The following is a 21,596-nucleotide window of genomic DNA, read 5'->3' on the forward strand; positions in this document are numbered from 1 at the left end:
CTTTGTCGCCAACACATTGGTTGGCGACAAGCTGAGCTTGGACAGGATCTCGCCGTTATGACTGACACCCAGACTTCACCCGACACCCCCGCTGAAACAGAAGCACCGCCAGCGGTCGAGCTGCCCTGGGCGGACGTCCACGTCGAGCACCACAAGATGCTCCGTCTGGCGCCGCTGCAGACTGACCGCAATACAGGCGGGCGCCCATTGCGTTTTGTCGAGTTCGGCTATGCCGAGCGCAACGACAAGGCGCACAGCCTGATGCGCATGAGCATCACCCTGCCCGCCCAGCGCGTGCGCAAGGAACAGAATCATCTGGATGTGTGGGTCGATCACGCGGAAAAGCGCGTGCATTTCGGACCGGAAAGCGGTTTGCAGGTCGAACCGCTGAACCGCGGCATCGGCCGATTCATGATCGCCCAGGGCATCAACTGGGCGAAGCAGCGCTGGCCCACCTACACCGTCGACGGCTTTGACCTGAACAACAAGGAAGCGCTCAACGAAGACACCCGCCAGCGTCGCGATCATTTTTTGCGCGTGCACGGTTTCGACGTGGTGTATGCCGATGCCCAGCATTTGAAAGGCAGCGTCAAAGCAGTCAAGGTCGGCGACCTTGCGGGGGACTGGAACAGCGAAAAGCTGCAGGTCGTGGAAATCCTCGAGGCGGCACAGATGCTCCAGCAAGCCGAGCAGAACCTGGCCGAGCAGGAAGTCAAACTCAAGAAACACGAAGAGAAGGTCAGCAAATACAAACGCGAAGACGCCGGGCTGCGTTTCACCATTACGTGCCTGGTGGCGTTTGCGGTGTTTCAGGCGGGGTTGCTGATCTGGATTGCCACGCACCGCTGAATCAAAAGATCGCAGCCTGCGGCAGCTCCTACCTGGAATGCGTATCCCTGTAGGAGCTGCCGCAGGCTGCGATCTTTTGCTTTCTAAACGCGGGAAGCGAACAACGCCTGATGCTCCCGGCACTGCTGCGCGCTCAGCATGAACACACCATGACCACCGCGCTCGAACTCCAGCCAGGCGAAGTCGACTTCCGGGTACAACGCCTCGACGTGCACCTGGCTGTTGCCCACTTCGACAATCAGCAAACCTTTCTCGGTCAGATGATCCGCCGCTTCGGCGAGCATGCGTCGCACCAGGTTCAAACCGTCATCGCCGCACGCCAGGCCCAGTTCCGGTTCGTGCTGGTATTCGTCCGGCATGTCGGCAAAATCTTCCGCATCGACGTAGGGCGGGTTCGACACGATCAGGTCGAAACGCTGGCCAGGCAAGCCCTCGAAACCGTCGCCCTGCACCGTGTACACGCGCTCATCGACACCGTGGCGCTCGATGTTCTGGTTGGCCACTTCCAGCGCTTCGAACGACAGGTCGGCCAACACCACTTCGGCATGCTGGAACTCGTAGGCGCAGGCGATGCCGATGCAGCCGGACCCGGTGCACAGGTCGAGAATCCGCGCCGGCTCGTTGGCCAGCCACGGGGTAAAACGGTTTTCGATCAACTCGCCAATCGGCGAACGCGGAATCAGCACGCGCTCATCGACGATGAACGACATGCCGCAGAACCAGGCCTCGCCCAGCAGGTAAGCCGTTGGCACGCGTTCTTCGATGCGGCGCTTGAGCAGCAGCTGCAAGTGGACCACTTCGTCTTCTTCCAGATTGCAGTCGAGGTAGCTGTCGGCGATTTCCCACGGCAGGTGCAGCGCGCCCAGCACCAGTTGACGGGCTTCGTCCCAGGCGTTGTCGGTGCCATGGCCGAAAAACAGATCCTCCCCATGAAAGCGGCTGACGGCCCAACGGATATGGTCACGCAGGGTGCGAAGGCGGGAAGTGATCACGACGGCAAACTCCAGAAAAATCGACGGGCGATTCTACCAGTCAAACGGCGCCACGACGACGCGGGAAAACGACCGACTCAAATGTAGGAGTTATCCGTTTTTTCGCCAGGCTATTGAACAAAACGTGACTATTGACAAGGCTAGAGGCCAGCAACCACGGCACCTACGATCGTAGCGATTCACATAACCGCTCAGCCAGAGGACAATGGCGCAAAAGCCCCACTCCAAGGAGCCCCAGAATGTCCGTTCCAAAAACGATGTTTCAACTCAGCGGCCGCGGTTATCCGGCAGCCAAACTGAGTCATGCGACCCTTATCATCATCGATGCCCAGAAAGAGTATTTGAGCGGGCCGCTGGCCCTCAGCGGCATGGATGAGGCCGTCGCGAACATCAAGCAGTTACTCGCCGCGGCCCGTGCCGCCGGCCGGCCGATCGTGCATGTCCGCCACCTCGGCACGCTCGGTGGAATGTTCAACCCGCAAGGCGTCGGTGGTGAATTCATTCCGGGTCTTGAGCCACAGAGCGACGAAACGATCATCGGCAAATTGCTGCCGAGCGCGTTCCACGGTACCGAACTGGCCAAACGCCTGGAGGACCTCGGCGCCCTCGACCTGATCGTCTGCGGCTTCATGAGTCACTCGAGCGTCAGCACCACTGTGCGCGCCGCGAAGAACCTGGGTTTCCGCTGCACGCTTATTGAAGACGCCTGCGCCACACGCGACCTGCCCTACAAGGGCGGTGTCCTGAGCGCCGCGCACGTTCATCAGACCGAAATGGCGATCATGGGCGACAACTTCGCCACCCTCGCGCTGACCTGTGAACTGATCTGATCGACGCTCAATGAGCGGCCTGGAACGCCGCTCATCCGCAAAAACCTCTCATTTGCCGTAATTGTCTTAGCCTCAGGAACATCCCGGTCAACTCCCGGTCGAAGGGCCGATACCCATTGAGGAAGGTCGGAATGAAGTTATCCGATGGTTTTGACGCTCGCCGCTTGCGGCCCAAAGGCCAACGCAACTGGCGTTTTCGAATCGGCGCGACGTTCGCGGCATTGCTGGCGATGTGCGGCGTGTTGCTCGCCATGGCCGGTGCCGCCGGCCTGCTCGGCCACGCACCCGCCCTGGGTGAGTTGAACACCAGCCGCACCGGTGCTGCCGTGATCCTGGCCATCGGCCTGTTCGTGCTGTACCTCGGTGTCTGGCTGTGGCGCCGTTGCCGCCGTCGCTCGCGGCAGTCGCGGGAACTGGCCATGTCTCCGCACCTGATGAAAAAACACGACTGAGCCAAGTGCTGCGCGCGTTTTTGTCGCGCCCGATTCGCTTCGAGTTGGGTAAACTGGCCGCCCTTCGCGGAGGCTGACATGCAAGACGACGATTTATCCCTGTTCAAAAGCGCGATCCAAGGCGTCAAGCCGATCAAGCACGATCGCGCCGAAACCGGCAAACCCAAGGCTGACCGTGCGCAGATTGCCAAACTGCGTCAAGCGGCCACCGTGCGCACCGAATCCACCACCGTTGACGGCTTGTCCGATCAGTTTGTCATCGACGTCGGCCCTGAAGACGAGCTGATGTGGGCGCGTGACGGCGTGCAGGAAAGCCAGATGCGCAAGCTCAAGATCGGTCAGATTCCATTCGAAGGCAGCCTCGACCTGCACGGCATGAGCGTGGAAAAGGCCCGGGAAACCCTCTGGGCGTTCCTCGCCGAAGCGACCAAATTCGAAATCCGCTGCGTGCGCGTCACCCATGGCAAGGCAGTACGCCTGGACGGCAAGCGGCCGATGATCAAAAGCCACGTCAACACCTGGCTGCGCCAGCATCCGCAAGTGCTCGGCTTCACCTCGTGCCAGGCGAAACACGGCGGTGCCGGGGCGGTCTATGTGATGCTCAAACGCACCATGATGGAAGGCCGCGACGAGTAAAGCTGATGCGCCACGCTTGCAGCGTCGTGTCCGTCACCGTACCCTTGCCCTTTGCGTAAAATCCCACAGGTAGTTTCATGTCCCTGGAACAGAATTACACGGCGATCCTCGGCCAGCTCGGCGAGGACGTTTCCCGCGAAGGCCTGCTCGACACGCCAAAACGTGCCGCCAAAGCCATGCAGTACCTCTGCCGCGGCTATGAACAGACACTGGAAGAGGTCACCAACGGTGCCCTGTTCAGCTCCGACAACAGCGAAATGGTGCTGGTCAAGGACATCGAGTTGTACTCGTTGTGCGAACACCACCTGCTGCCGTTCATCGGCAAGGCGCACGTTGCCTACATCCCGAGCGGCAAGGTCCTGGGCCTGTCGAAGGTGGCGCGGATCGTCGACATGTACGCCCGTCGCCTGCAGATCCAGGAAAACCTCAGCCGCCAGATCGCCGATGCGGTCCAGCAAGTCACCGGCGCCCTGGGCGTCGCAGTGGTGATCGAGGCCAAGCACATGTGCATGATGATGCGCGGCGTGGAAAAGCAGAATTCGTCGATGATCACTTCGGTGATGCTCGGTGAATTCCGCGAGAACGCCGCCACCCGCAGCGAGTTCCTCAGCCTCATCAAGTAATTCGCGGCACGAAGAAAACCGGCATTCATCGCCGGTTTTTTTTCGTCCGCGAAAAATCAGGTAAGCTGCGCGCCCTTCTTCGTTAGCACCGTGAGGCTTTCAACGTGTTCGTAAAAGCGCTTCGTGTCGGCCTTGGCCAACTGATCATCTTCATCGACTTCCTGACTCGCCCAAGCAAAAAACAGCGCCCTGCCGCCGCCCAGGCCCAGGTTGAATCCGCCGCCAAGGGGCTGACCCTGTATCAATTCCACGCCTGCCCGTTCTGCGTGAAGACTCGCCGCACCCTGCGCCGCCTGAACGTGCCGGTGGCCCTTCGCGACGCGAAGAACAACGAACAGGATCGCCAGACCTTGCTCGAGCAAGGCGGCAAGATCAAGGTGCCGTGCCTGCGTATCGAAGAAAATGGCCAGACCACCTGGATGTATGAGTCCAAGGTGATCATTGATTATCTGGACAAGCGTTTCGCGGCAGCCTGATGTTGATGGGGTGTTGCTGATGGCCCCATCGCTGGCAAGCCAGCTCCTACAGTGATCCGTGGCGTTCACAAATCCTGTGGGAGCTGGCTTGCCAGCGATGAGGCCCGCTAAAACGACACATGACTCAGACAAAAATAAACCGGCCCTTGCGCCGGTTTATTTGTTTTCAGGCCGCTTGCGCCGCCTGCGCCTGTCGCACCACCGCCGCCAGCCGCTTGAGCCCCTCCTCCAGCCGCGCTGGGTCAATGTGGCTGAAGTTCAACCGCAAATACCCGTGATGCTTGTCCGGATCGGGGAAGAACGGCTCGCCCGGCATGAACGCCACATCGTTGGCCAATGCCGCATTGAGCAAAGTTCGAGTGTCCAGCGGCTGCTTGAGTTTCAACCAGAAAAACAGCCCACCCTGCGGTTCGTTCCAGTCCGCCAGATCAGAGAAGTGGGTTTGCAGTGCCAGCTGGAACGCATCCCGGCGCACCCGGTAAAAATCCCGTAGCTCACTGCGATGCTGTTGATACTTCTCGGTTCCGATCCATTGCAGTGCCTGCCACTGGCCAACCCGATTGGTGTGCAGGTCCGCCGACTGCTTGAGTTTCAACAGATGGGGAAACAGGTCCGGGCTGGCGATCAGATAGCCAACGCGCAAACCTGGCAACAGGGTTTTCGACACGGTCCCGGTGTAGATCCAGCTGGCTTTTTTCAAACGACCGGCAATCGGTGTGGCGCTGCCGCCGTCGAAGGTCAGCTCGCGATAAGGCTCGTCTTCGATCAGGGTGACGCCGAACTCGTCAAGCAGCGCTGCCACCGCGTCGCGTTTGGCTTCGCTGTAACGCACCGCCGAAGGATTCTGGAAGGTCGGAATCAGGTAGATGAAGGCCGGGCGGTGTTGCTCCAGGCGAGCGCGCAGCTCTGCCAGGTTCGGCCCGTCAGCTTCCAGCGGTACGGTCAGGCAATCGGCGCCGAACAGCTGGAAAATCTGCAATGCCGCCAGATAAGTCGGCGCTTCGAGCAGGATTTCGGTGCCCTTGTCGATGTAGAGCTTGGCGGCCAGATCCAGGGTTTGCTGTGAGCCACTGACCACCAATACCTGGCTTGCCTCACATGGCACACCCAGCGCTCGCGCCTCAGCGGCCAGCGCCTCACGCAGCGCCGGTTCGCCCTCGCTCATGCCGTACTGGCCCATGGAAAGCGGCATCTCGGCCCAATCGACCTTCGGCAACATGGCTTCCGCTGGCAGACCTCCGGCAAACGACATCACCTGCGGGCGCTGGGCCGCGGCAAGGATTTCACGGATCAAAGAACTTTTAAGGCGTGAGACACGTTCGGAAAAAGGCATGGGGATCACCGGTAGCGAGGCATGAGGAAAATGAGTCAAACTTATTGACCGAAATTACGCTTCTTCGAACGGATACGTCAACATGCTTGACCTTAAAAACCCGCTTTCCCAACAGCAAGCCATGGAAGCGTTTTTCTTCGGCTACCAGGCTTTCACCGCCAAGGCCGATGAAATGCTCGAACGCCGCGGCCTGAGCCGGGTGCATCAACGCATCGTGTTTTTCATCGCCCGCTATCCGAACCTGAGCGTCAAGGAGTTGCTGGCCTTGCTTGGCGTGAGCAAGCAAGCGCTGAACATGCCATTGCGGCAATTGCTGGAGATGCATCTGGTCGAGAGCGTCGCGGCCGAGACGGACAAGCGTAAGCGTCTGCTGGAGTTGACTGCTGAAGGTGTGCGGTTTGAGCAGGCATTGAGGCGTGAGCAGGTGAAATTGCTGGAGCGGGTGTTTGCCGAGGCTGGGGAGACGGCGGTGAATGGGTGGTTGGCGGTGAATCTGGCGCTGGGGCAAACCCGGTTGTCGGCAGACTGAGTATTCAATCTGCTGGATTTGTAGTGAATGTTCCGGCCTCTTCGCGGGCAAGCCCGCTCCCACAGTGATTGATGGCGTCCACAAATCTTGTGGCTGACCGGGTTTCCTGTGGGAGCGGGCTTGCCCCGGGCGGCGTTCCGACGAAGGGGCCGGAACAGGCGATATATCCCTAAAGCCAAACTTTTCGTCGACAAAATCAAAAACATTATTTGCTTTCTTTGTATACAAAAGCATAATCCACTTCGTGCGAGTTCCTGACCAGGCGGTCAACAAATTCGCAAGTGCCTCAAAGGGTCGCTGCCACCCTCATGGGTCCGGCCCTGGAAATAACAATAAAACTCTTGAGGAGTACCCGCTGTGGAAAGCCGCAAATCCGAAGCATCGACGCTGGATCTCTCGCCGCCACTACGCAATGGCTTGCTGGAACGTCTGTTCAAACTCAGCTTGCACGGCACCACGGTGAAGACCGAGCTGATTGCCGGTCTGACAACCTTCATCACGATGGCCTACATCATTTTCGTCAACCCCAACATCATGGCTGACGCCGGGATCGATCACGGCGCGGCTTTCGTCGCCACCTGTATCGCCGCGGCACTCGGTTGCCTGTTGATGGGCCTGTACGCCAACTGGCCAGTCGGCCTGGCGCCAGGCATGGGGCTCAACGCCTTCTTCACCTACACCGTGGTCGGCACCATGGGCTACAACTGGGAAACCGCCCTCGGCGCGGTGTTCGTGTCCGGTGTGTTGTTCATGATCCTGACCTTCTCGCGAATCCGCGAATGGCTGCTCAACAGCATCCCGGTCAGCCTGCGCTTCGCCATGGGCGCCGGCGTGGGTCTGTTCCTGGGGCTGATCGGCCTGAAAACCGCGGGTATCGTCGTCGATAGCCCGGCCACGCTGATCAAGCTCGGTTCCCTGCGCGAACCCGGCCCGCTGCTCGCCGCCGTGTGCTTCCTGATGATCGCCATCCTCAGCTATCACAAGGTGTTCGGCGCGATCCTCATCAGCATCATCACCGTGACCCTCGCTGGCTGGGGCCTGGGCCTGGTGCACTACGAGGGCATCATGTCGGCTCCACCGAGCCTTGCCCCTACCTTCATGGCCATGAACGTCGCCGGCGTGTTCAACGTCAGCATGATCAGCGTGGTGCTGGCGTTCCTCTTCGTACACATGTTCGACACCGCCGGCACCTTGATGGGGGTTGCCCAGCGCGCCAACCTGGTGGGCGCTGACGGCCGCATCGAAAACCTCTCCCGCGCCATGAAAGCCGACAGTGCTTCCAGCGTATTCGGTGCGGTAGTCGGTGTTCCGCCGGTCACCAGCTACGTGGAAAGTGCTGCCGGTGTCGCTGCGGGTGGTCGGACTGGTCTTACCGCAGTCACCGTGGGTGTGCTATTTATAGCGGCAATGTTTTTCGCACCACTGGCCGGCATGATTCCCGCCTATGCCACCGCTGGCGCACTGATTTATGTGGCAATGCTGATGATGGGCGGCATGGCCCACATCGAATGGGATGAAGCGACCGACAGCATCCCGGCGATCGTCACCGCAATCATGATGCCTCTGACCTTCTCGGTCGCTGATGGCATCGCGCTGGGCTTCATCACCTACGTGGCGTTGAAGGCCGGTACCGGCAAGTACAAGGAAATCTCCGTCAGTCTGTGGGTGCTCTGCGCGATCTTCATCGCCAAGTTCATCTTCCTGTAAGCCTTACGCGGGACCCGCTTCAAAACAGCCTCACCCCGTCGGGTGAGGCTTTTGTGCAAATGGAGGAAAGTGATGAGTCTGGAAACCTGGCTGCTGTTCAGCGGCGCTGCGCTGATAGTGATCCTGATCCCGGGGCCGCTGTCTTTGCTGATGATCAGCAACAGTCTGAATTACGGCCTGCGCCGCTCTTACCCGGCCTTTCTCGGCGGCGTGTCCGCATCGATCTGCCTGCTGAGTGCGTCGGCGCTAGGCCTGGGTGCGTTGTTGCTGGCGTCGGAACAGCTGTTCAGCGCCCTGAAGATTCTTGGCGCCCTTTACCTGTTCTACCTCGCCTGGCAGAGCTGGCAGCAATCGCGCCTGCCTTCCCATGGCGCTGAAGTGCCACAGGCCGCGCCGGTGCCACGCTTTCGTGCACTGTTCGGGCGTGCGTTCATGCTGGGCGCCAGCAACCCGAAGGACATCCTGTTCTTTGCCGCTTTCCTGCCGCAGTTCTTGAGTGCCGAACAGCCGTTCCTGCCGCAGCTGCTGGTGATGATTGTCACCTGGACACTGCTGGATCTGGCCTGCAAGTTGGCTTATGGCCTCGGCGCCCATGGTGCGGCGCGGTATCTGCGCAGCGGCAAGGGCCAGAGCTGGTTTAACCGGATCAGTGCGGGGTTGTTCAGCGGAGCGGGGGCAGCGTCCCTGCTGAGCCGCTAAACAGCAAGAGCAAAAGATCGCAGCCTTCGGCAGCTCCTACATATCCCGCGTAGGAGCTACCGAAGGCTGCGATCTTTTGATTTGTTCACAGACGAAAAAAAGCCCGCAGTGTGAGCGGGCGAAAAACCAAAGAAGCTATATGCGCAGTCGCTTCCAGGGTGCAGCAGCTGCTTGGGGGATCAGCTGCCGCGATAGGTGGAGTAGCTGTAAGGCGAAATCAACAACGGCACGTGGTAGTGATCCTGCTCGGCAGAGATGCCGAAACGCAGCACCACGACATCCAGGAAGGCCGGCTCCGGCAGCTTGACGCCGCGGGCGCGGTAGTAATCGCCGGCATGAAACTGAACCTGATAGACCCCGGTGCGGTAGTCATCGCCTTGCAGCAGCGGTGCATCGACACGGCCATCGCTGTTGGTTATCGCGCTGGCGACCAATTCCAGGTGCGATCCTTCAACGCGGTACAACTCGACCTTGATCGAGCTGCCCGGGCAACCGTGTGCTGCGTCCAAAACGTGTGTAGTCAAACGTCCCATTGATTCTGCGCGCCTGCCTGCGTGGAGCAGTCAGACTTCGCGCCTCCCGAAGTCAGTTGAAAAGGAGACCGCACCGATTCGGAGCACGAAAAGTTGCGGCGAGCGACTGATTAAGACACTTTTCAAAAAAATTGTACACAATAAAAACGACATTTTTCGCGTTATACCCGCCACTTGCACCGCCGATTTCCCGCCGAACTGCACACCCTATGTACCCTTCATCAAATTACTGACCAGTCAGGCAGATTTCTTGCAGGCTCACGCCAATAGCAGTAAAAGATGACAGTCGGTTAAAAATGCGAAAATTCAGGCTTACAAAGTGAATATAAAGTTGTATACAATCAGCCCATCGCTGTGACGCCAGCCTGCCACCCAATCTTCAGCTGCGTCACACCAACCGTCATCATCGAACAAGAAGGAAGCCTGCAGTGAGCGCTGACTACCCACGCGACCTGGTCGGTTACGGCAGTAACCCTCCTCATCCACACTGGCCGGGCAATGCCCGTATTGCCCTGTCGTTCGTACTCAATTACGAAGAAGGCGGCGAGCGCAACATCCTGCACGGCGACAAAGAGTCCGAAGCCTTCCTCTCGGAAATGGTGTCTGCCCAGCCACTGCAAGGCGCGCGCAACATGAGCATGGAATCGCTTTACGAGTATGGCAGCCGTGCCGGCGTGTGGCGGATCCTGAAGCTGTTCAAGGAATTCGACATTCCACTGACCATCTTCGCCGTGGCCATGGCCGCCCAGCGTCACCCGGACGTGATCCGCGCCATGGTCGATGCCGGCCACGAGATCTGCAGCCACGGCTATCGCTGGATCGACTACCAGTACATGGACGAAGCCCAGGAACGCGAGCACATGCTCGAAGCGATCCGCATCCTCACCGAAATCACCGGCGAACGCCCGCTGGGCTGGTACACCGGCCGCACGGGTCCGAACACCCGTCGCCTGGTGATGGAAGAAGGCGGTTTCCTCTACGACTGCGACACCTACGACGACGACCTGCCCTACTGGGAGCCGAACAACCCGACCGGCAAGCCGCACCTGGTGATCCCGTACACCCTGGACACCAACGACATGCGCTTCACCCAGGTCCAGGGTTTCAACAAGGGCGACGACTTCTTCGAATACCTCAAGGATGCGTTCGATGTGCTCTACGCCGAAGGCGCCGAAGCACCGAAGATGCTGTCGATCGGCCTGCACTGCCGCCTGATCGGCCGTCCAGCGCGTCTGGCTTCGCTCAAGCGCTTTATCGAATACGCTAAAAGTCATGAACAGGTGTGGTTCAGCCGTCGAGTCGACATCGCACGCCACTGGCAGGAAACCCACCCGTACCAAGGGGCCGCGAAATGAGCGCCTTTCAAACATTGAAACCATCGACATTGAGCCGCGACGCCTTCGTCAATGCCTTCGCCGACATCTACGAACATTCGCCATGGGTGGCCGAAAAGGCCTTCGACCTGGGCCAGGATGCCTCGATCGACGAGATCGAAACCCTGCACCAGCGCATGAGCGACATCCTGTTGAGCGCCGATCACGCCAGCCAGCTGGCTCTGATCAACGCTCACCCGGACCTGGCCGGCAAAGCCGCCGTCCAGGGCCAGTTGACCGAAGCCAGCACTCATGAACAGGCTGGCGCCGGTATTCACCAATGCACGGCCGAAGAGTTCCAGCGCTTCACCGAGCTGAACGACGCCTACAAAGCCAAGTTCAAGTTTCCCTTCATCATGGCGGTAAAAGGCAGCAACCGGCATCAGATCCTCGCAGCGTTCGAAACGCGCATCCACAACCCGGTCGACACCGAGTTCAAATGCGCGTTGGCGGAGATCAACAAGATCGCCCTGTTCCGATTACTGACCCTATAGCAAGCCTGGCCCAGCGATTTCATGAACGCCGAAACCGCCCAGGGCCTTGCAAGCATCCCAAGCCAACTTATTAAAGGCAGACAAGAAGAATGAAAGCTTACGCCGTACCTTTCGAGAAGTTCGTCAACCTGGCCGACGCCCGCCTGGGCACCAAAATCATCTCGGTCACCGATGACTGGTTCGCAGACGCCAACCGTCTGTTCCAACCGACCCCGGCCGTATGGAAGGAGGGCGTGTTCGATGACAACGGCAAGTGGATGGACGGCTGGGAATCGCGCCGCAAGCGCTTCGAAGGCTTCGACAGCGCCGTGATCCGCCTGGGCGTACCGGGTTCAATCAAGGGCGTCGACATCGACACTTCATTCTTCACCGGCAACTTCCCGCCATCGGCGTCCCTGGAAGCCTGCTTCCTGGCGTCGGGCGAGCCAGATGAAAACACCCTGTGGACCGAAGTGCTGTCCGCCGTCGAGCTGCAAGGCAACAGCCACCACTACCACGAAATCAGCAACGACCAGGCCTTCAGCCACCTGCGCTTCAACATCTACCCGGATGGCGGCGTGGCCCGTCTGCGTGTGTACGGCGTGCCGTTCCGCGACTGGTCGGCCATCGGCGACAACGAGCAAGTCGACCTGGCAGCCGCCCTCAACGGTGGCCGTGCCCTCGCCTGCTCCGATGAACACTTCGGCCGCATGAGCAACATCCTCAACCCGGGCCGTGGCATCAACATGGGCGACGGCTGGGAAACCGCGCGTCGCCGTACCCCGGGCAATGACTGGGTCATCGTCGCGCTGGGTCATGCCGGTGAAGTCGAGAAAGTCATCGTCGACACCCTGCACTTCAAGGGCAACTACCCGGACAGCTGCTCGATCCAGGGCGCCTTCGTGAAGGGCGGCACCGACAGCCAGATCGAAACCCAATCGCTGTTCTGGCGTGAACTGTTGCCAAGCCAGAAGCTGGAAATGCACGCCGAACACACCTTCGCCGAGCAGATCAAGGCACTGGGCCCGATCACCCACATCCGCCTGAACGTGTTCCCGGATGGTGGTGTGAGCCGCCTGCGCGTATTGGGCAAGGTCGCGAAGTAATGCTGAGCCTGTAGGAGCTGCCGCAGGCTGCGATCTTTTGATCTTGATCTTAAAAAGCAAAGTCAAAAGATCGCAGGCTTCGCCAGCTCCTACAGGGGCACGGTGAACCGATAACGAATTTTGGATAAGAAGAACAGCATGCGCACACTGACGATTGAACCGCTGACCAAAGAAGCTTTCGCCCCTTTCGGTGACGTGATCGAAACCGACGGCAGCGATCACTTCATGATCAACAACGGTTCGACCATGCGCTTCCATAAACTGGCGACGGTCGAAACCGCTACGCCAGAGGACAACGCGATCATCAGCATCTTCCGCGCCGACGCGCAGGACATGCCGCTGACCGTCAGCATGCTGGAGCGCCATCCGCTGGGCAGCCAGGCTTTCATTCCGCTGCTCGGCAACCCCTTTCTGATCGTGGTCGCGCCACTTGGCGATGAACCTGTATCAGGCTTGGTCCGCGCCTTCGTCACCAACGGCAGGCAGGGCATTAATTACCATCGCGGCGTCTGGCACCACCCGGTGCTGACGATCGAAAAGCGGGATGACTTCCTGGTGGTTGATCGCAGTGGCACAGGCAATAACTGCGATGAGCATTTTTTCAAAGAGGATGAGCGTTTGATCCTCGCCCCCCACCAATAAGAGAAGGTCTGATCACTCGACAACAGAGTGACAGGCGAGAGGTAAAGACTGTGGAAGCACATCTGTTGGAATGGCTGAACCTGAGCGTGCGCTGGGTTCACATGATTACTGGCGTGGCCTGGATCGGTGCGTCGTTCTATTTCGTCTGGCTGGAAAACAACCTCAACCGGGTCAACCCGAGAACCGGCCTGGCCGGCGATTTGTGGGCGATCCACGGCGGCGGTATCTACCACCTGGAAAAATACAAGCTGGCTCCACCGACCATGCCGGACAACCTGCACTGGTTCAAATGGGAAGCCTACTTCACCTGGATGTCGGGGATCGCGCTGCTGTGCGTGGTGTTCTACTCCAACCCGACGCTCTACCTGCTGGCTCCGGGCAGCACCCTCAGCGGTCCTGAAGGCGTGGCCATCGGTATCGGCTCGCTGTTCATCGGCTGGTTCGTCTACTCCTTCCTGTGCGACTCGGCCCTGGGCAAACGCCCTGCCCTGCTCGGCTTCATCCTGTTCGTCCTGATCATCGGCGCGGCCTATGGCTTCAGCAAGGTGTTCAGCGGTCGCGGTGCGTACCTGCACGTCGGCGCGATCATCGGGACCATCATGGTCGGCAACGTGTTCCGCATCATCATGCCGGCACAGCGCGCACTGGTGGCGGCGATCGCCGAGAACCGCACGCCGGATCCGGCCCTGCCGGCCAAAGGCCTGCTGCGTTCGCGTCACAACAACTACTTCACCTTGCCGGTGCTGTTCATCATGATCAGCAACCACTTCCCGAGCACCTACGGCAGCCAGTACAACTGGTTGATCCTGGCCGGGATCGCGGTACTGGCGGTGTTGGTGCGTCACTACTTCAACACCCGTCATGACAGCCACAAGTTTGCCTGGACCCTTCCAGTCGCAGCCGTTGGCATGATCAGCCTGGCTTACGTCACCGGCCCTGCGCCGCTGAACAGCCCGGAAGTGGCCAAGGCACCCGCGAAGATCGAATACCAGCCGCTGCCGGAAACCGCAGTGGGCGGTGGTTTGAAACCCGCTGAAGCCAAACCTGCAGAAACGCCAGCCGCCGCTCCGGCGCAAGCGTCCAACGCCGGCCCTGCCTTTGACAAAGTGCACAGCGTGATTCAGGAACGTTGCGCGGTTTGCCACTCGGCCAAGCCCACCAGCCCGCTGTTCAGTGCGGCCCCTGCCGGTGTGATGTTCGACACCCCCGAGCAGATCCGCCAGAACGCACCGCGGATCCAGGCGCAAGCCGTCACCAGCCAGATCATGCCACTGGGCAACATCACGCAGATGACCCAGCAGGAACGTGACCTGATCGGTGCCTGGATTGTGCAGGGAGCCCAGACCAACTAATCGTTGAGAAGCATCGCTGGCAAGCCAGCTCCTACAGGTCATTTACAACTCTGTAGGAGCTGGCTTGCCAGCGATTGGCCGCGCCGCGGTCAACCCTGACGCACAAAATCACAAGAATAAAAAAGATCCGAGGTGTTGCATGTCCGAGCTATCCGCAGCGCGCATCCCCGACGCACCCGCCATTCAGCGTTTGCCCCTCTTGCAACTGATCCTGGTCGGCTTGCAACATGTTCTGCTGATGTACGGTGGCGCCATCGCGGTGCCGCTGATCATCGGACAGGCCGCTGGCCTGAGTCGTGAAGAAATCGCCTTCCTGATCAACGCCGACCTGCTGGTGGCCGGTATTGCCACCATCGTCCAGTCCCTCGGCATCGGCCCCATGGGCATTCGCATGCCGGTGATGATGGGGGCCAGTTTCGCCGCCGTCGGCAGCATGGTCGCCATGGCCGGCATGCCCGGTATCGGCCTGCAAGGGATCTTCGGCGCGACCATCGCCGCCGGTTTCTTCGGCATGCTCATCGCGCCGTTCATGTCCAAGGTCGTACGCTTCTTCCCGCCGCTGGTGACCGGCACGGTCATCACCTCGATCGGTTTGTCGTTGTTCCCCGTGGCCGTGAACTGGGCCGGCGGCGGTGCCAGCGCCGCTCAGTTCGGCTCGCCGATCTACCTGACCATCGCCGCCCTGGTGCTGGGCACCATCCTGTTGGTCCACCGTTTCATGCGCGGCTTCTGGGTCAATATTTCCGTGCTGATCGGCATGTGCCTGGGCTACGTGCTCTGCGGCCTGCTCGGCATGGTCGACCTCAGCGGCATGGCTCAGGCGCCATGGCTGCAATTCGTTACGCCGCTGCACTTCGGTATGCCGAAATTCGAACTCGCACCGATCCTGTCGATGTGCCTGGTGGTGGTGATCATTTTCGTCGAGTCCACCGGGATGTTTCTTGCGCTGGGCAAGATCACCGGCCAGGAAGTCTGCCCACGGATGCTGCGTCGCGGTTTGCTGTGCGATGCCGGCGCCTCGTTCTCCGCCGGGTTCTTCAACACCTTCACCCACTCCTCCTTTGCCCAGAACATCGGCCTGGTGCAGATGACCGGTGTGCGCTGCCGCTCCGTGACCATCGTCGCCGGCGGTTTGCTGATCGTCCTGAGCCTGCTCCCCAAGGCCGCGTTCCTGGTGGCCTCGATCCCTCCGGCCGTCCTGGGTGGCGCAGCGATTGCGATGTTCGGCATGGTTGCCGCCACCGGCATCAAGATTCTCCAGGAAGCCGACATCGGTGACCGTCGCAACCAGTTGCTGGTGGCGGTGAGCATCGGCATGGGCCTGATCCCGGTGGTGCGCCCGGAGTTTTTCGCCCACCTGCCCGTGTGGATGAGTCCGATCACCCACAGCGGCATTGCCATGGCCACCCTCAGCGCGCTGACGCTGAACCTGCTGTTCAACATCCTCGGTGGCGCCGAACGCGCGGCCATCAACGACTGCCACGCCCACTAAGACAGAAACGCACACCCCCTGTAGGAGCGAGCCTGCTCCGGGCGGCGTTCCGACGATGAACCCGAGAACACCGCGTTTATCCAGATAACACGCGTAATCGTTGACGACCATCGTCGGTACGCCGCCCGGAGCAAGCTCGCTCCTACAGGGGTAGGGGTTTCCTGCGCCTTGAAAATAAAAACAAGAGGGAGCAACAGATGATTCGGACACAAACCAACCTGCTGTTGGGTGCTGGCCTGCTGGCCGCGAGTCAAGCCATGGCCGGCGATTTACTGCTGTGGCAGACCAACAGCCTGAGCTATCTGTACGGCAAGGATTTCGTCGTCAACCCGTCGATCCAGCAGACGATAACCTTCGAACACGCCGATCGCTGGAAGTACGGCGATAACTTCATGTTCATCGACAGCACCTACTACAACGGCGAGAAAGACCGGAACAAAGGCGCCCACGCCTACTACGGCGAGTTCAGCCCGCGCCTCTCCCTGGGCAAGATCCTCGACCGTCGTTTCGAGTTCGGCCCGATCAAGGACGTGCTGCTGGCCATGACCTACGAGAACGGCGAAGACGACACCGAGTCCTACCTGATCGGCCCCGGATTCGACCTTGCGATACCGGGCTTCAATTTTTTCACCCTGAACTTCTACTACCGCCAGACCGAAGGCTCGCGTCCCGGCGACGACGTCTGGCAGATCACGCCGGCCTGGTCCTACACCCTGCCATTGGGTAACTCGAACCTGTTGATCGACGGCTACATCGACTGGGTAGTGGATAACGACCAGAACGCCCATGGCACCTATCACGCCAACCTGCACTTCAACCCACAGATCAAGTACGACCTTGGCAAAGCCTTGGGCTGGCGGGAGAAACAGGTGTACGTCGGCGCCGAATACAGCTACTGGAAAGACAAGTACGGTATCGAAAACAGCGGCAAATTCGACACCAATGAAAACACCACCAGCCTGCTGGTGAAGGTGCATTTCTGATGCTGCCCCGCAACCGTGCCCCAAACCTGTCGTCGGTGCGCCGTTGCGGAGCACTTGAGACCTGGCCGAGGAGTCAGTATTCTCCGCGGCCGCCCGAATCCGGTTTAAAAAAAAGCCCGGATGTAAAACCTGACCAGCAGGCCAACTTATCCCGGCGCTGGCAGGCACCAAGGCACCCCAAAACCCCTCTCAATCGACTGCTCTTGAGCCGTCGAGCGGGAGTTTTTTTGCTTTTTGAAAGCCTTGGCTCAGCTCTTGCTAACAGCACCAAAGCTGACCGATTGGATGATTTTTTACCGCTACGGAAACAGGCGCCACACCAGAGCGCCGATCTTAAAAAAATAACGTGGAACCACCTACTTTTTGGGAGCAACCGAATGAAACGTACGTGCACTAGCCTGATGCTGGCGGGATCGATGCTGGCCGGGGGCCAGGCCATGGCCGGCGATTTGCTGCAGTGGCAGACCAACAGCCTGACCTACCTGTATGGCAAGGACTTCCAGGTCAACCCGCGCATCCAGCAGACGGTGACCTTCGAACACGCCGATGGCTGGAAGTACGGCGACAACTTCTTCTTCATCGACAAGATCTTCTACAACGGCAAGGAAGACGCTTTCGCGGGCAAGAACAGCCACTATGGCGAGCTCAGCCCACGCCTGTCGTTCAACAAGATCTTCGACCAGAAGTTCGAGTTAGGCCCGATCAAGGACGTCCTGCTGGCCATGACCTACGAGTTCGGCGAAGACGACACCGAGTCGTACCTGATCGGTCCGGGTTTCGACCTGGCCATTCCGGGCTTCGACTACTTCCAGTTGAACTTCTACAACCGTCACACCGAAGGCGACCGCCCGGGCGACAACATCTGGCAGGTCTCGCCGGTTTGGTCCTACACCATTCCGGTGGGTGCCTCGGACGTGCTGATCGACGGCTTCATGGACTGGGTCGTCGACAACGACGTCAACAGCAAAGGCGAATACCACGCCAACCTGCACTTCAACCCACAGGTCAAATACGACCTGGGCAAGGCGCTGAACCTGGGTGCCAAGCAGCTGTACGTCGGTGTCGAGTATGACTACTGGAAAAACAAGTACGGGATTGAAGACAGCCAGGGCTTCAAGACGGATCAGAGCGTGACCAGTTTCCTGGTCAAGGTTCACTTCTGATTTAAAATCAAAAGATCGCAGCCTTCGGCAGCTCCTACAGGGGAACGCATTCCAATGTAGGAGCTGCCGAAGGCTGCGATCTTTTGCTTATGGCAACCCCAGAAACCGGCACAACTCCCCGCGCTTGGCCAGTGCATCGCGCCGCCCCAGTTCGATCAACTCGCTGCAATACCCCGCCTCAAACAGCAGGTAACTCAGTACCCCTGCCCCACTAGTTTTGGTCGCGCCCGGTCCGCGTAAAAACAGGCGCAATGCCGCCGGCAACTCCTGACGATGTCGCGCGGCAATCTCATCGATCGGCTGGCTCGGTGAAATCACCAGCACGTCCACCGGCGCCACGCCCAATGCGCGGGTCGGTGTGCCGTCAGGCATCAGGTGACTGAACTGGTTCAGGCGCTGCAACAGCTCGATGTCACTTTCCAGGCTGTCAATGAACGTACTGTTGAGCATGTGTCCGCCGATCTGCGCCAGGGTCGGCTGCTGCCCGGTGTAGCTGCGCTGCAAGGGTTGTTGCGGATCGATACCGCGGGGGTTGCCGCTGACGCCCACCACCAGCACCCGACTGGCGCCCAGATGCAGCGCCGGGCTGATCGGCGCCGACTGACGCACCGCGCCATCACCGAAATACTCTTCGCCGATTTTCACCGGGGCGAACAGCAGCGGAATCGCCGAACTGGCGAGCAAGTGTTCAACCGACAGTCGAGTGGGAACGCCGATGCGCCGGTGGCGCAACCAGGCATCGATCTTGCCGCCGCCCTGATAAAAGGTGACGGCCTGGCCAGACTCATAGCCGAACGCCGTGACCGCCACCGCATGCAATTGCTTCTGGGCGATCGCTTCGGCGATGCCGCCCATATGCAGCTTGTCGTTGAGCAGATCCCGCAGCGGCGAACTGTTGAGCAGCGCCACCGGAACCTGGGAACCGATGCCGAGCAAACTGTGGCTGACAAAGCGACTGGCCTGGCGAATGACCCCGGGCCAGTCGCTGCGCAATACCAGAGGGCTGCGAAAGCCCTGCCAGAAGGCCGTCAGGCGTTGGATGGCATGACGAAAATCCATTGCCCCGCTGGCGAGGCTGACGGCGTTGATCGCGCCTGCGGAGGTGCCGACGATCACCGGAAACGGATTGCTCGCCCCCGGCGGCAGCAATTCCGCAATCGCCGCCAGTACCCCGACCTGATAAGCCGCCCGAGCCCCGCCTCCGGAAAGAATCAACCCTGTAACCGGTTCGCCTGGACTCATGCACAACTCTCCATGGTGCTTGATGGGATTTCGTTGTTTCGACCTGTTCCCTTGTTCGCGATGGTCGTGAAAACGCCGAGGAGTGTCAGGTGCCCCGCGTTATCGTTGACCACCATCGCGAGCAGGCTCGCTCCTACAGGGGATCGGGATTCAACGGCGTTTGGCGTACAGCTTCGGCTCGCCCGGTGGACGGCTCTTGAAGCGGCGATGGGCCCACAGGTATTGCTCGGGATATTCGCGCAGGACGCCTTCGATCCATTGGTTGATGCGAATGCAGTCTTCTTCCTCGGTTTCACCGGGGAAGCCTTCGAGCGGCGCATGGATCACCAGGCGATAACCGCTGCCGTCCGCCAGACGCTCCTGGGTGAACGGCACCACCAGCGCCTTGCCCAGCCGCGCAAACTTGCTCGTGGCGGTGACGGTCGCCGCCTGAATGCCGAACAGCGGCACGAAGATGCTTTGCTTGGCGCCGTAGTCCTGGTCCGGTGCATACCAGATCGCGCGGCCCGAGCGCAGCAATTTGAGCATGCCGCGCACGTCTTCACGCTCTATCGCCAGCGAATCGAGGTTGTGCCGCTCGCGGCCCTGGCGCTGGATGTAGTCGAACAGCGGATTCTTGTGCTCGCGGTACATGCCGTCGATGGTGTGCTGCTGACCGAGCAACGCCGCGCCGATTTCCAGCGTGGTGAAATGCAGCGCCATCAGGATCACGCCCTTGCCTTCGCGCTGGGCCTGCTGCAGATACTCCAGCCCTTCAACGTGAGCGAGACTTGCCAGGCGCTTGCGCGACCACCACCAGCTCATCGCCATTTCAAAGAACGCGATGCCGGTGGAGGCGAAGTTTTCCTTGAGCAGGCGTTTGCGTTCGGCGGCGGTTTTTTCCGGAAAACACAGTTCCAGGTTGCGCTTGGCAATGCGCCGTCTGTCGCCGGCCACGCGATACATCAATGAACCCAGGACGCGACCGATCCACAGCAGGGCCGGATACGGCAACTGGACGATCAGCCACAACAGCCCCAGGCCACACCACAGCGGCCAGAAACGTGGAGATAGAAATGCTTTTCGAAAACGCGGGCGGTCCATTAATGCTTCCGGAATGACAATGGCCGCGCATTCTACATCGTTCGACCCGGCTTGCGGCCTGCGGGCGTTCTCGTTATAAGTCTCGGCACTTTTAGTGACAAGTCGTTGTATGCCGACCATGAGCCAAACCGAACCGCTAGACCAAGATCCCGTGTTCCAGTTGAAGGGCAGCATGCTGGCCATTACGGTGCTGGAACTGGCCCGTAACGACCTGGAAAGCCTTGATCGGCAACTGGCCGCCAAGGTCGCCCAGGCGCCCAACTTCTTCAGCAACGCGCCGCTGGTACTGGCCCTGGACAAACTCCCGGCCAACGAAGGCGCCGTTGATCTGCCCGGCCTGATGCGCGTGTGCCGCCAGCATGGCCTGCGCACCCTGGCGATCCGCGCCAGCCGCATCGAAGACATTGCCGCCGCCATTGCGGTCGACCTGCCGGTGCTGCCACCGTCCGGTGCCCGGGAGCGTCCACTGGACCTGACCGAAGGCGAACCGAAGAAAAAACCGGAAAAACCGCCTGAACCGACCATCAAGCCGACAAAAATCATCACCTCGCCAGTACGTGGTGGCCAGCAGATTTATGCCCAGGGCAGCGATCTGGTGGTGATCTCCTCGGTCAGCCCGGGGGCGGAACTTCTCGCCGATGGCAACATCCATGTATACGGCCCGATGCGTGGTCGCGTGTTGGCCGGCGTCAAGGGCGACACCAGGGCGCGGATTTTCTGTCAGCAAATGAGTGCTGAACTGATTTCCATTGCCGGACATTACAAGGTTTCCGAAGACCTGCGCCGCGATCCTCTGTGGGGTTCGGGTGTGCAGGTCAGCCTGTCCGGCGACGTGTTGAACATCATTCGGCTTTAACGGATACTGCCGCATTTTCCAAGCATCTCTAAAACGTAGCGAAAACGGCTCAAACGAAGTAGGAAAAAGGCCGAAAGCAGTGTTTACCGGGGGTAAGCGCCGCTCAAAACCGGATTCCAGCCAAGGCTGTCCGACTGCAGTAGTTTTTCAGGAGATGTTTTTCAGGGGCTGA

General features: G+C 59.9%; 23 protein-coding genes. 18 read left to right on the forward strand and 5 right to left on the reverse strand.

All coding sequences use genetic code 11. The features are described 5' to 3' along the window. Positions 1-57 precede the first annotated feature (57 nt). Entirely contained in the window at positions 58-849 is a 792-nt protein-coding gene (locus tag CD175_RS17195; protein WP_104449808.1) for a hypothetical protein, read from the forward strand. Between the two features lie 83 nt (positions 850-932). Here the strand turns inward: CD175_RS17195 and prmB are convergent, their stop codons facing one another. Then, a complete protein-coding gene (prmB, locus tag CD175_RS17200) occupies positions 933-1,841 on the reverse strand; it encodes a 50S ribosomal protein L3 N(5)-glutamine methyltransferase (RefSeq protein ID WP_007974906.1) in 909 nt (302 codons plus the stop codon). A gap of 239 nt (positions 1,842-2,080) precedes the next feature. On the opposite strand from prmB, the gene CD175_RS17205 reads away from it, so the two are divergent. The 5 genes from CD175_RS17205 to CD175_RS17225 all read left to right on the forward strand — a co-directional run bounded on the left by CD175_RS17205 (position 2,081) and on the right by CD175_RS17225 (position 4,858). Next, positions 2,081-2,671, forward strand: coding sequence for a cysteine hydrolase family protein (locus CD175_RS17205; protein ID WP_007974909.1), 591 nt, complete (start codon positions 2,081-2,083; stop codon positions 2,669-2,671). A gap of 131 nt (positions 2,672-2,802) precedes the next feature. Continuing rightward, positions 2,803-3,123, forward strand: a complete 321-nt coding sequence (locus tag CD175_RS17210) for a hypothetical protein (RefSeq protein ID WP_007974911.1) — start codon at positions 2,803-2,805, stop codon at positions 3,121-3,123. 78 nt (positions 3,124-3,201) lie between these two features. Beyond that, on the forward strand, positions 3,202-3,759 hold the full coding sequence (locus CD175_RS17215; protein ID WP_104449809.1) for a Smr/MutS family protein: 558 nt from the start codon (positions 3,202-3,204) through the stop codon (positions 3,757-3,759). Positions 3,760-3,836: 77 nt separating this feature from the next. Then, positions 3,837-4,382: a GTP cyclohydrolase I FolE gene (gene folE / locus CD175_RS17220; RefSeq protein ID WP_003204506.1), complete on the forward strand. Its 546-nt coding sequence runs from the start codon at positions 3,837-3,839 to the stop codon at positions 4,380-4,382. Positions 4,383-4,486: 104 nt separating this feature from the next. Continuing rightward, positions 4,487-4,858 (forward strand): glutathione S-transferase N-terminal domain-containing protein, encoded by a 372-nt coding sequence (locus CD175_RS17225; RefSeq protein WP_104449810.1) that lies wholly within the window; start codon positions 4,487-4,489, stop codon positions 4,856-4,858. Between the two features lie 166 nt (positions 4,859-5,024). On the opposite strand, the gene CD175_RS17230 is transcribed toward CD175_RS17225, so the two are convergent. Beyond that, positions 5,025-6,191 carry an aminotransferase-like domain-containing protein gene (locus tag CD175_RS17230; RefSeq protein WP_104449811.1) on the reverse strand — a complete coding sequence of 389 codons (1,167 nt, stop codon included), beginning with the start codon at positions 6,189-6,191 and terminating at the stop codon, positions 5,025-5,027. Between the two features lie 82 nt (positions 6,192-6,273). On the opposite strand from CD175_RS17230, the gene CD175_RS17235 reads away from it, so the two are divergent. The 3 genes from CD175_RS17235 to CD175_RS17245 all read left to right on the forward strand — a co-directional run bounded on the left by CD175_RS17235 (position 6,274) and on the right by CD175_RS17245 (position 9,126). Then, positions 6,274-6,720 (forward strand): MarR family winged helix-turn-helix transcriptional regulator, encoded by a 447-nt coding sequence (locus CD175_RS17235; RefSeq protein ID WP_104449812.1) that lies wholly within the window; start codon positions 6,274-6,276, stop codon positions 6,718-6,720. Positions 6,721-7,077: 357 nt separating this feature from the next. Further along, positions 7,078-8,427 carry an NCS2 family permease gene (locus tag CD175_RS17240; protein ID WP_104449813.1) on the forward strand — a complete coding sequence of 450 codons (1,350 nt, stop codon included), beginning with the start codon at positions 7,078-7,080 and terminating at the stop codon, positions 8,425-8,427. A gap of 72 nt (positions 8,428-8,499) precedes the next feature. Next, positions 8,500-9,126 (forward strand): LysE family translocator, encoded by a 627-nt coding sequence (locus tag CD175_RS17245; protein ID WP_053157031.1) that lies wholly within the window; start codon positions 8,500-8,502, stop codon positions 9,124-9,126. A 179-nt stretch (positions 9,127-9,305) separates the two neighbouring features. Here the strand turns inward: CD175_RS17245 and uraH are convergent, their stop codons facing one another. Then, complete coding sequence (gene uraH, locus CD175_RS17250) at positions 9,306-9,659, reverse strand: hydroxyisourate hydrolase (protein ID WP_007974925.1); 354 nt, start codon at positions 9,657-9,659, stop codon at positions 9,306-9,308. 428 nt (positions 9,660-10,087) lie between these two features. On the opposite strand from uraH, the gene puuE reads away from it, so the two are divergent. From puuE to CD175_RS17295, 8 genes are all read left to right on the forward strand, one after another. Next, positions 10,088-11,014: an allantoinase PuuE gene (gene puuE, locus CD175_RS17255; RefSeq protein WP_007988146.1), complete on the forward strand. Its 927-nt coding sequence runs from the start codon at positions 10,088-10,090 to the stop codon at positions 11,012-11,014. Further along, positions 11,011-11,526: a 2-oxo-4-hydroxy-4-carboxy-5-ureidoimidazoline decarboxylase gene (gene uraD, locus CD175_RS17260; protein WP_104449814.1), complete on the forward strand. Its 516-nt coding sequence runs from the start codon at positions 11,011-11,013 to the stop codon at positions 11,524-11,526. Before puuE ends, uraD begins: the two co-directional genes overlap by 4 nt. 89 nt (positions 11,527-11,615) lie before the next feature. Further along, on the forward strand, positions 11,616-12,611 hold the full coding sequence (alc, locus tag CD175_RS17265) for an allantoicase (RefSeq protein ID WP_104449815.1): 996 nt from the start codon (positions 11,616-11,618) through the stop codon (positions 12,609-12,611). A gap of 138 nt (positions 12,612-12,749) precedes the next feature. Beyond that, entirely contained in the window at positions 12,750-13,253 is a 504-nt protein-coding gene (locus CD175_RS17270) for an ureidoglycolate lyase (protein ID WP_007960046.1), read from the forward strand. A 50-nt stretch (positions 13,254-13,303) separates the two neighbouring features. Then, positions 13,304-14,605 carry a urate hydroxylase PuuD gene (locus CD175_RS17275; RefSeq protein ID WP_104449816.1) on the forward strand — a complete coding sequence of 434 codons (1,302 nt, stop codon included), beginning with the start codon at positions 13,304-13,306 and terminating at the stop codon, positions 14,603-14,605. Positions 14,606-14,744: 139 nt separating this feature from the next. Continuing rightward, positions 14,745-16,097: a nucleobase:cation symporter-2 family protein gene (locus tag CD175_RS17280; protein ID WP_104449817.1), complete on the forward strand. Its 1,353-nt coding sequence runs from the start codon at positions 14,745-14,747 to the stop codon at positions 16,095-16,097. 197 nt (positions 16,098-16,294) lie between these two features. Beyond that, on the forward strand, positions 16,295-17,080 hold the full coding sequence (locus CD175_RS17290; protein WP_104449818.1) for an outer membrane protein OmpK: 786 nt from the start codon (positions 16,295-16,297) through the stop codon (positions 17,078-17,080). Positions 17,081-17,457: 377 nt separating this feature from the next. Continuing rightward, entirely contained in the window at positions 17,458-18,243 is a 786-nt protein-coding gene (locus CD175_RS17295; protein WP_104449819.1) for an outer membrane protein OmpK, read from the forward strand. 87 nt (positions 18,244-18,330) lie between these two features. Here CD175_RS17295 and CD175_RS17300 read toward each other — a convergent pair whose 3' ends face one another. Both CD175_RS17300 and CD175_RS17305 read right to left on the reverse strand, forming a co-directional pair. Then, positions 18,331-19,485, reverse strand: a complete 1,155-nt coding sequence (locus CD175_RS17300; protein WP_104449820.1) for a patatin-like phospholipase family protein — start codon at positions 19,483-19,485, stop codon at positions 18,331-18,333. Positions 19,486-19,635: 150 nt separating this feature from the next. After that, positions 19,636-20,568, reverse strand: a complete 933-nt coding sequence (locus tag CD175_RS17305; protein WP_007974944.1) for a lipid A biosynthesis lauroyl acyltransferase — start codon at positions 20,566-20,568, stop codon at positions 19,636-19,638. 118 nt (positions 20,569-20,686) lie between these two features. Here CD175_RS17305 and minC point away from each other — a divergent pair, with 118 nt between their 5' ends. Beyond that, on the forward strand, positions 20,687-21,424 hold the full coding sequence (gene minC, locus CD175_RS17310; RefSeq protein WP_008017693.1) for a septum site-determining protein MinC: 738 nt from the start codon (positions 20,687-20,689) through the stop codon (positions 21,422-21,424). Positions 21,425-21,596 lie beyond the last annotated feature (172 nt).

The sequence above is a fragment of the Pseudomonas laurylsulfatiphila genome (assembly GCF_002934665.1).
Lineage (GTDB): Bacteria > Pseudomonadota > Gammaproteobacteria > Pseudomonadales > Pseudomonadaceae > Aquipseudomonas > Aquipseudomonas laurylsulfatiphila.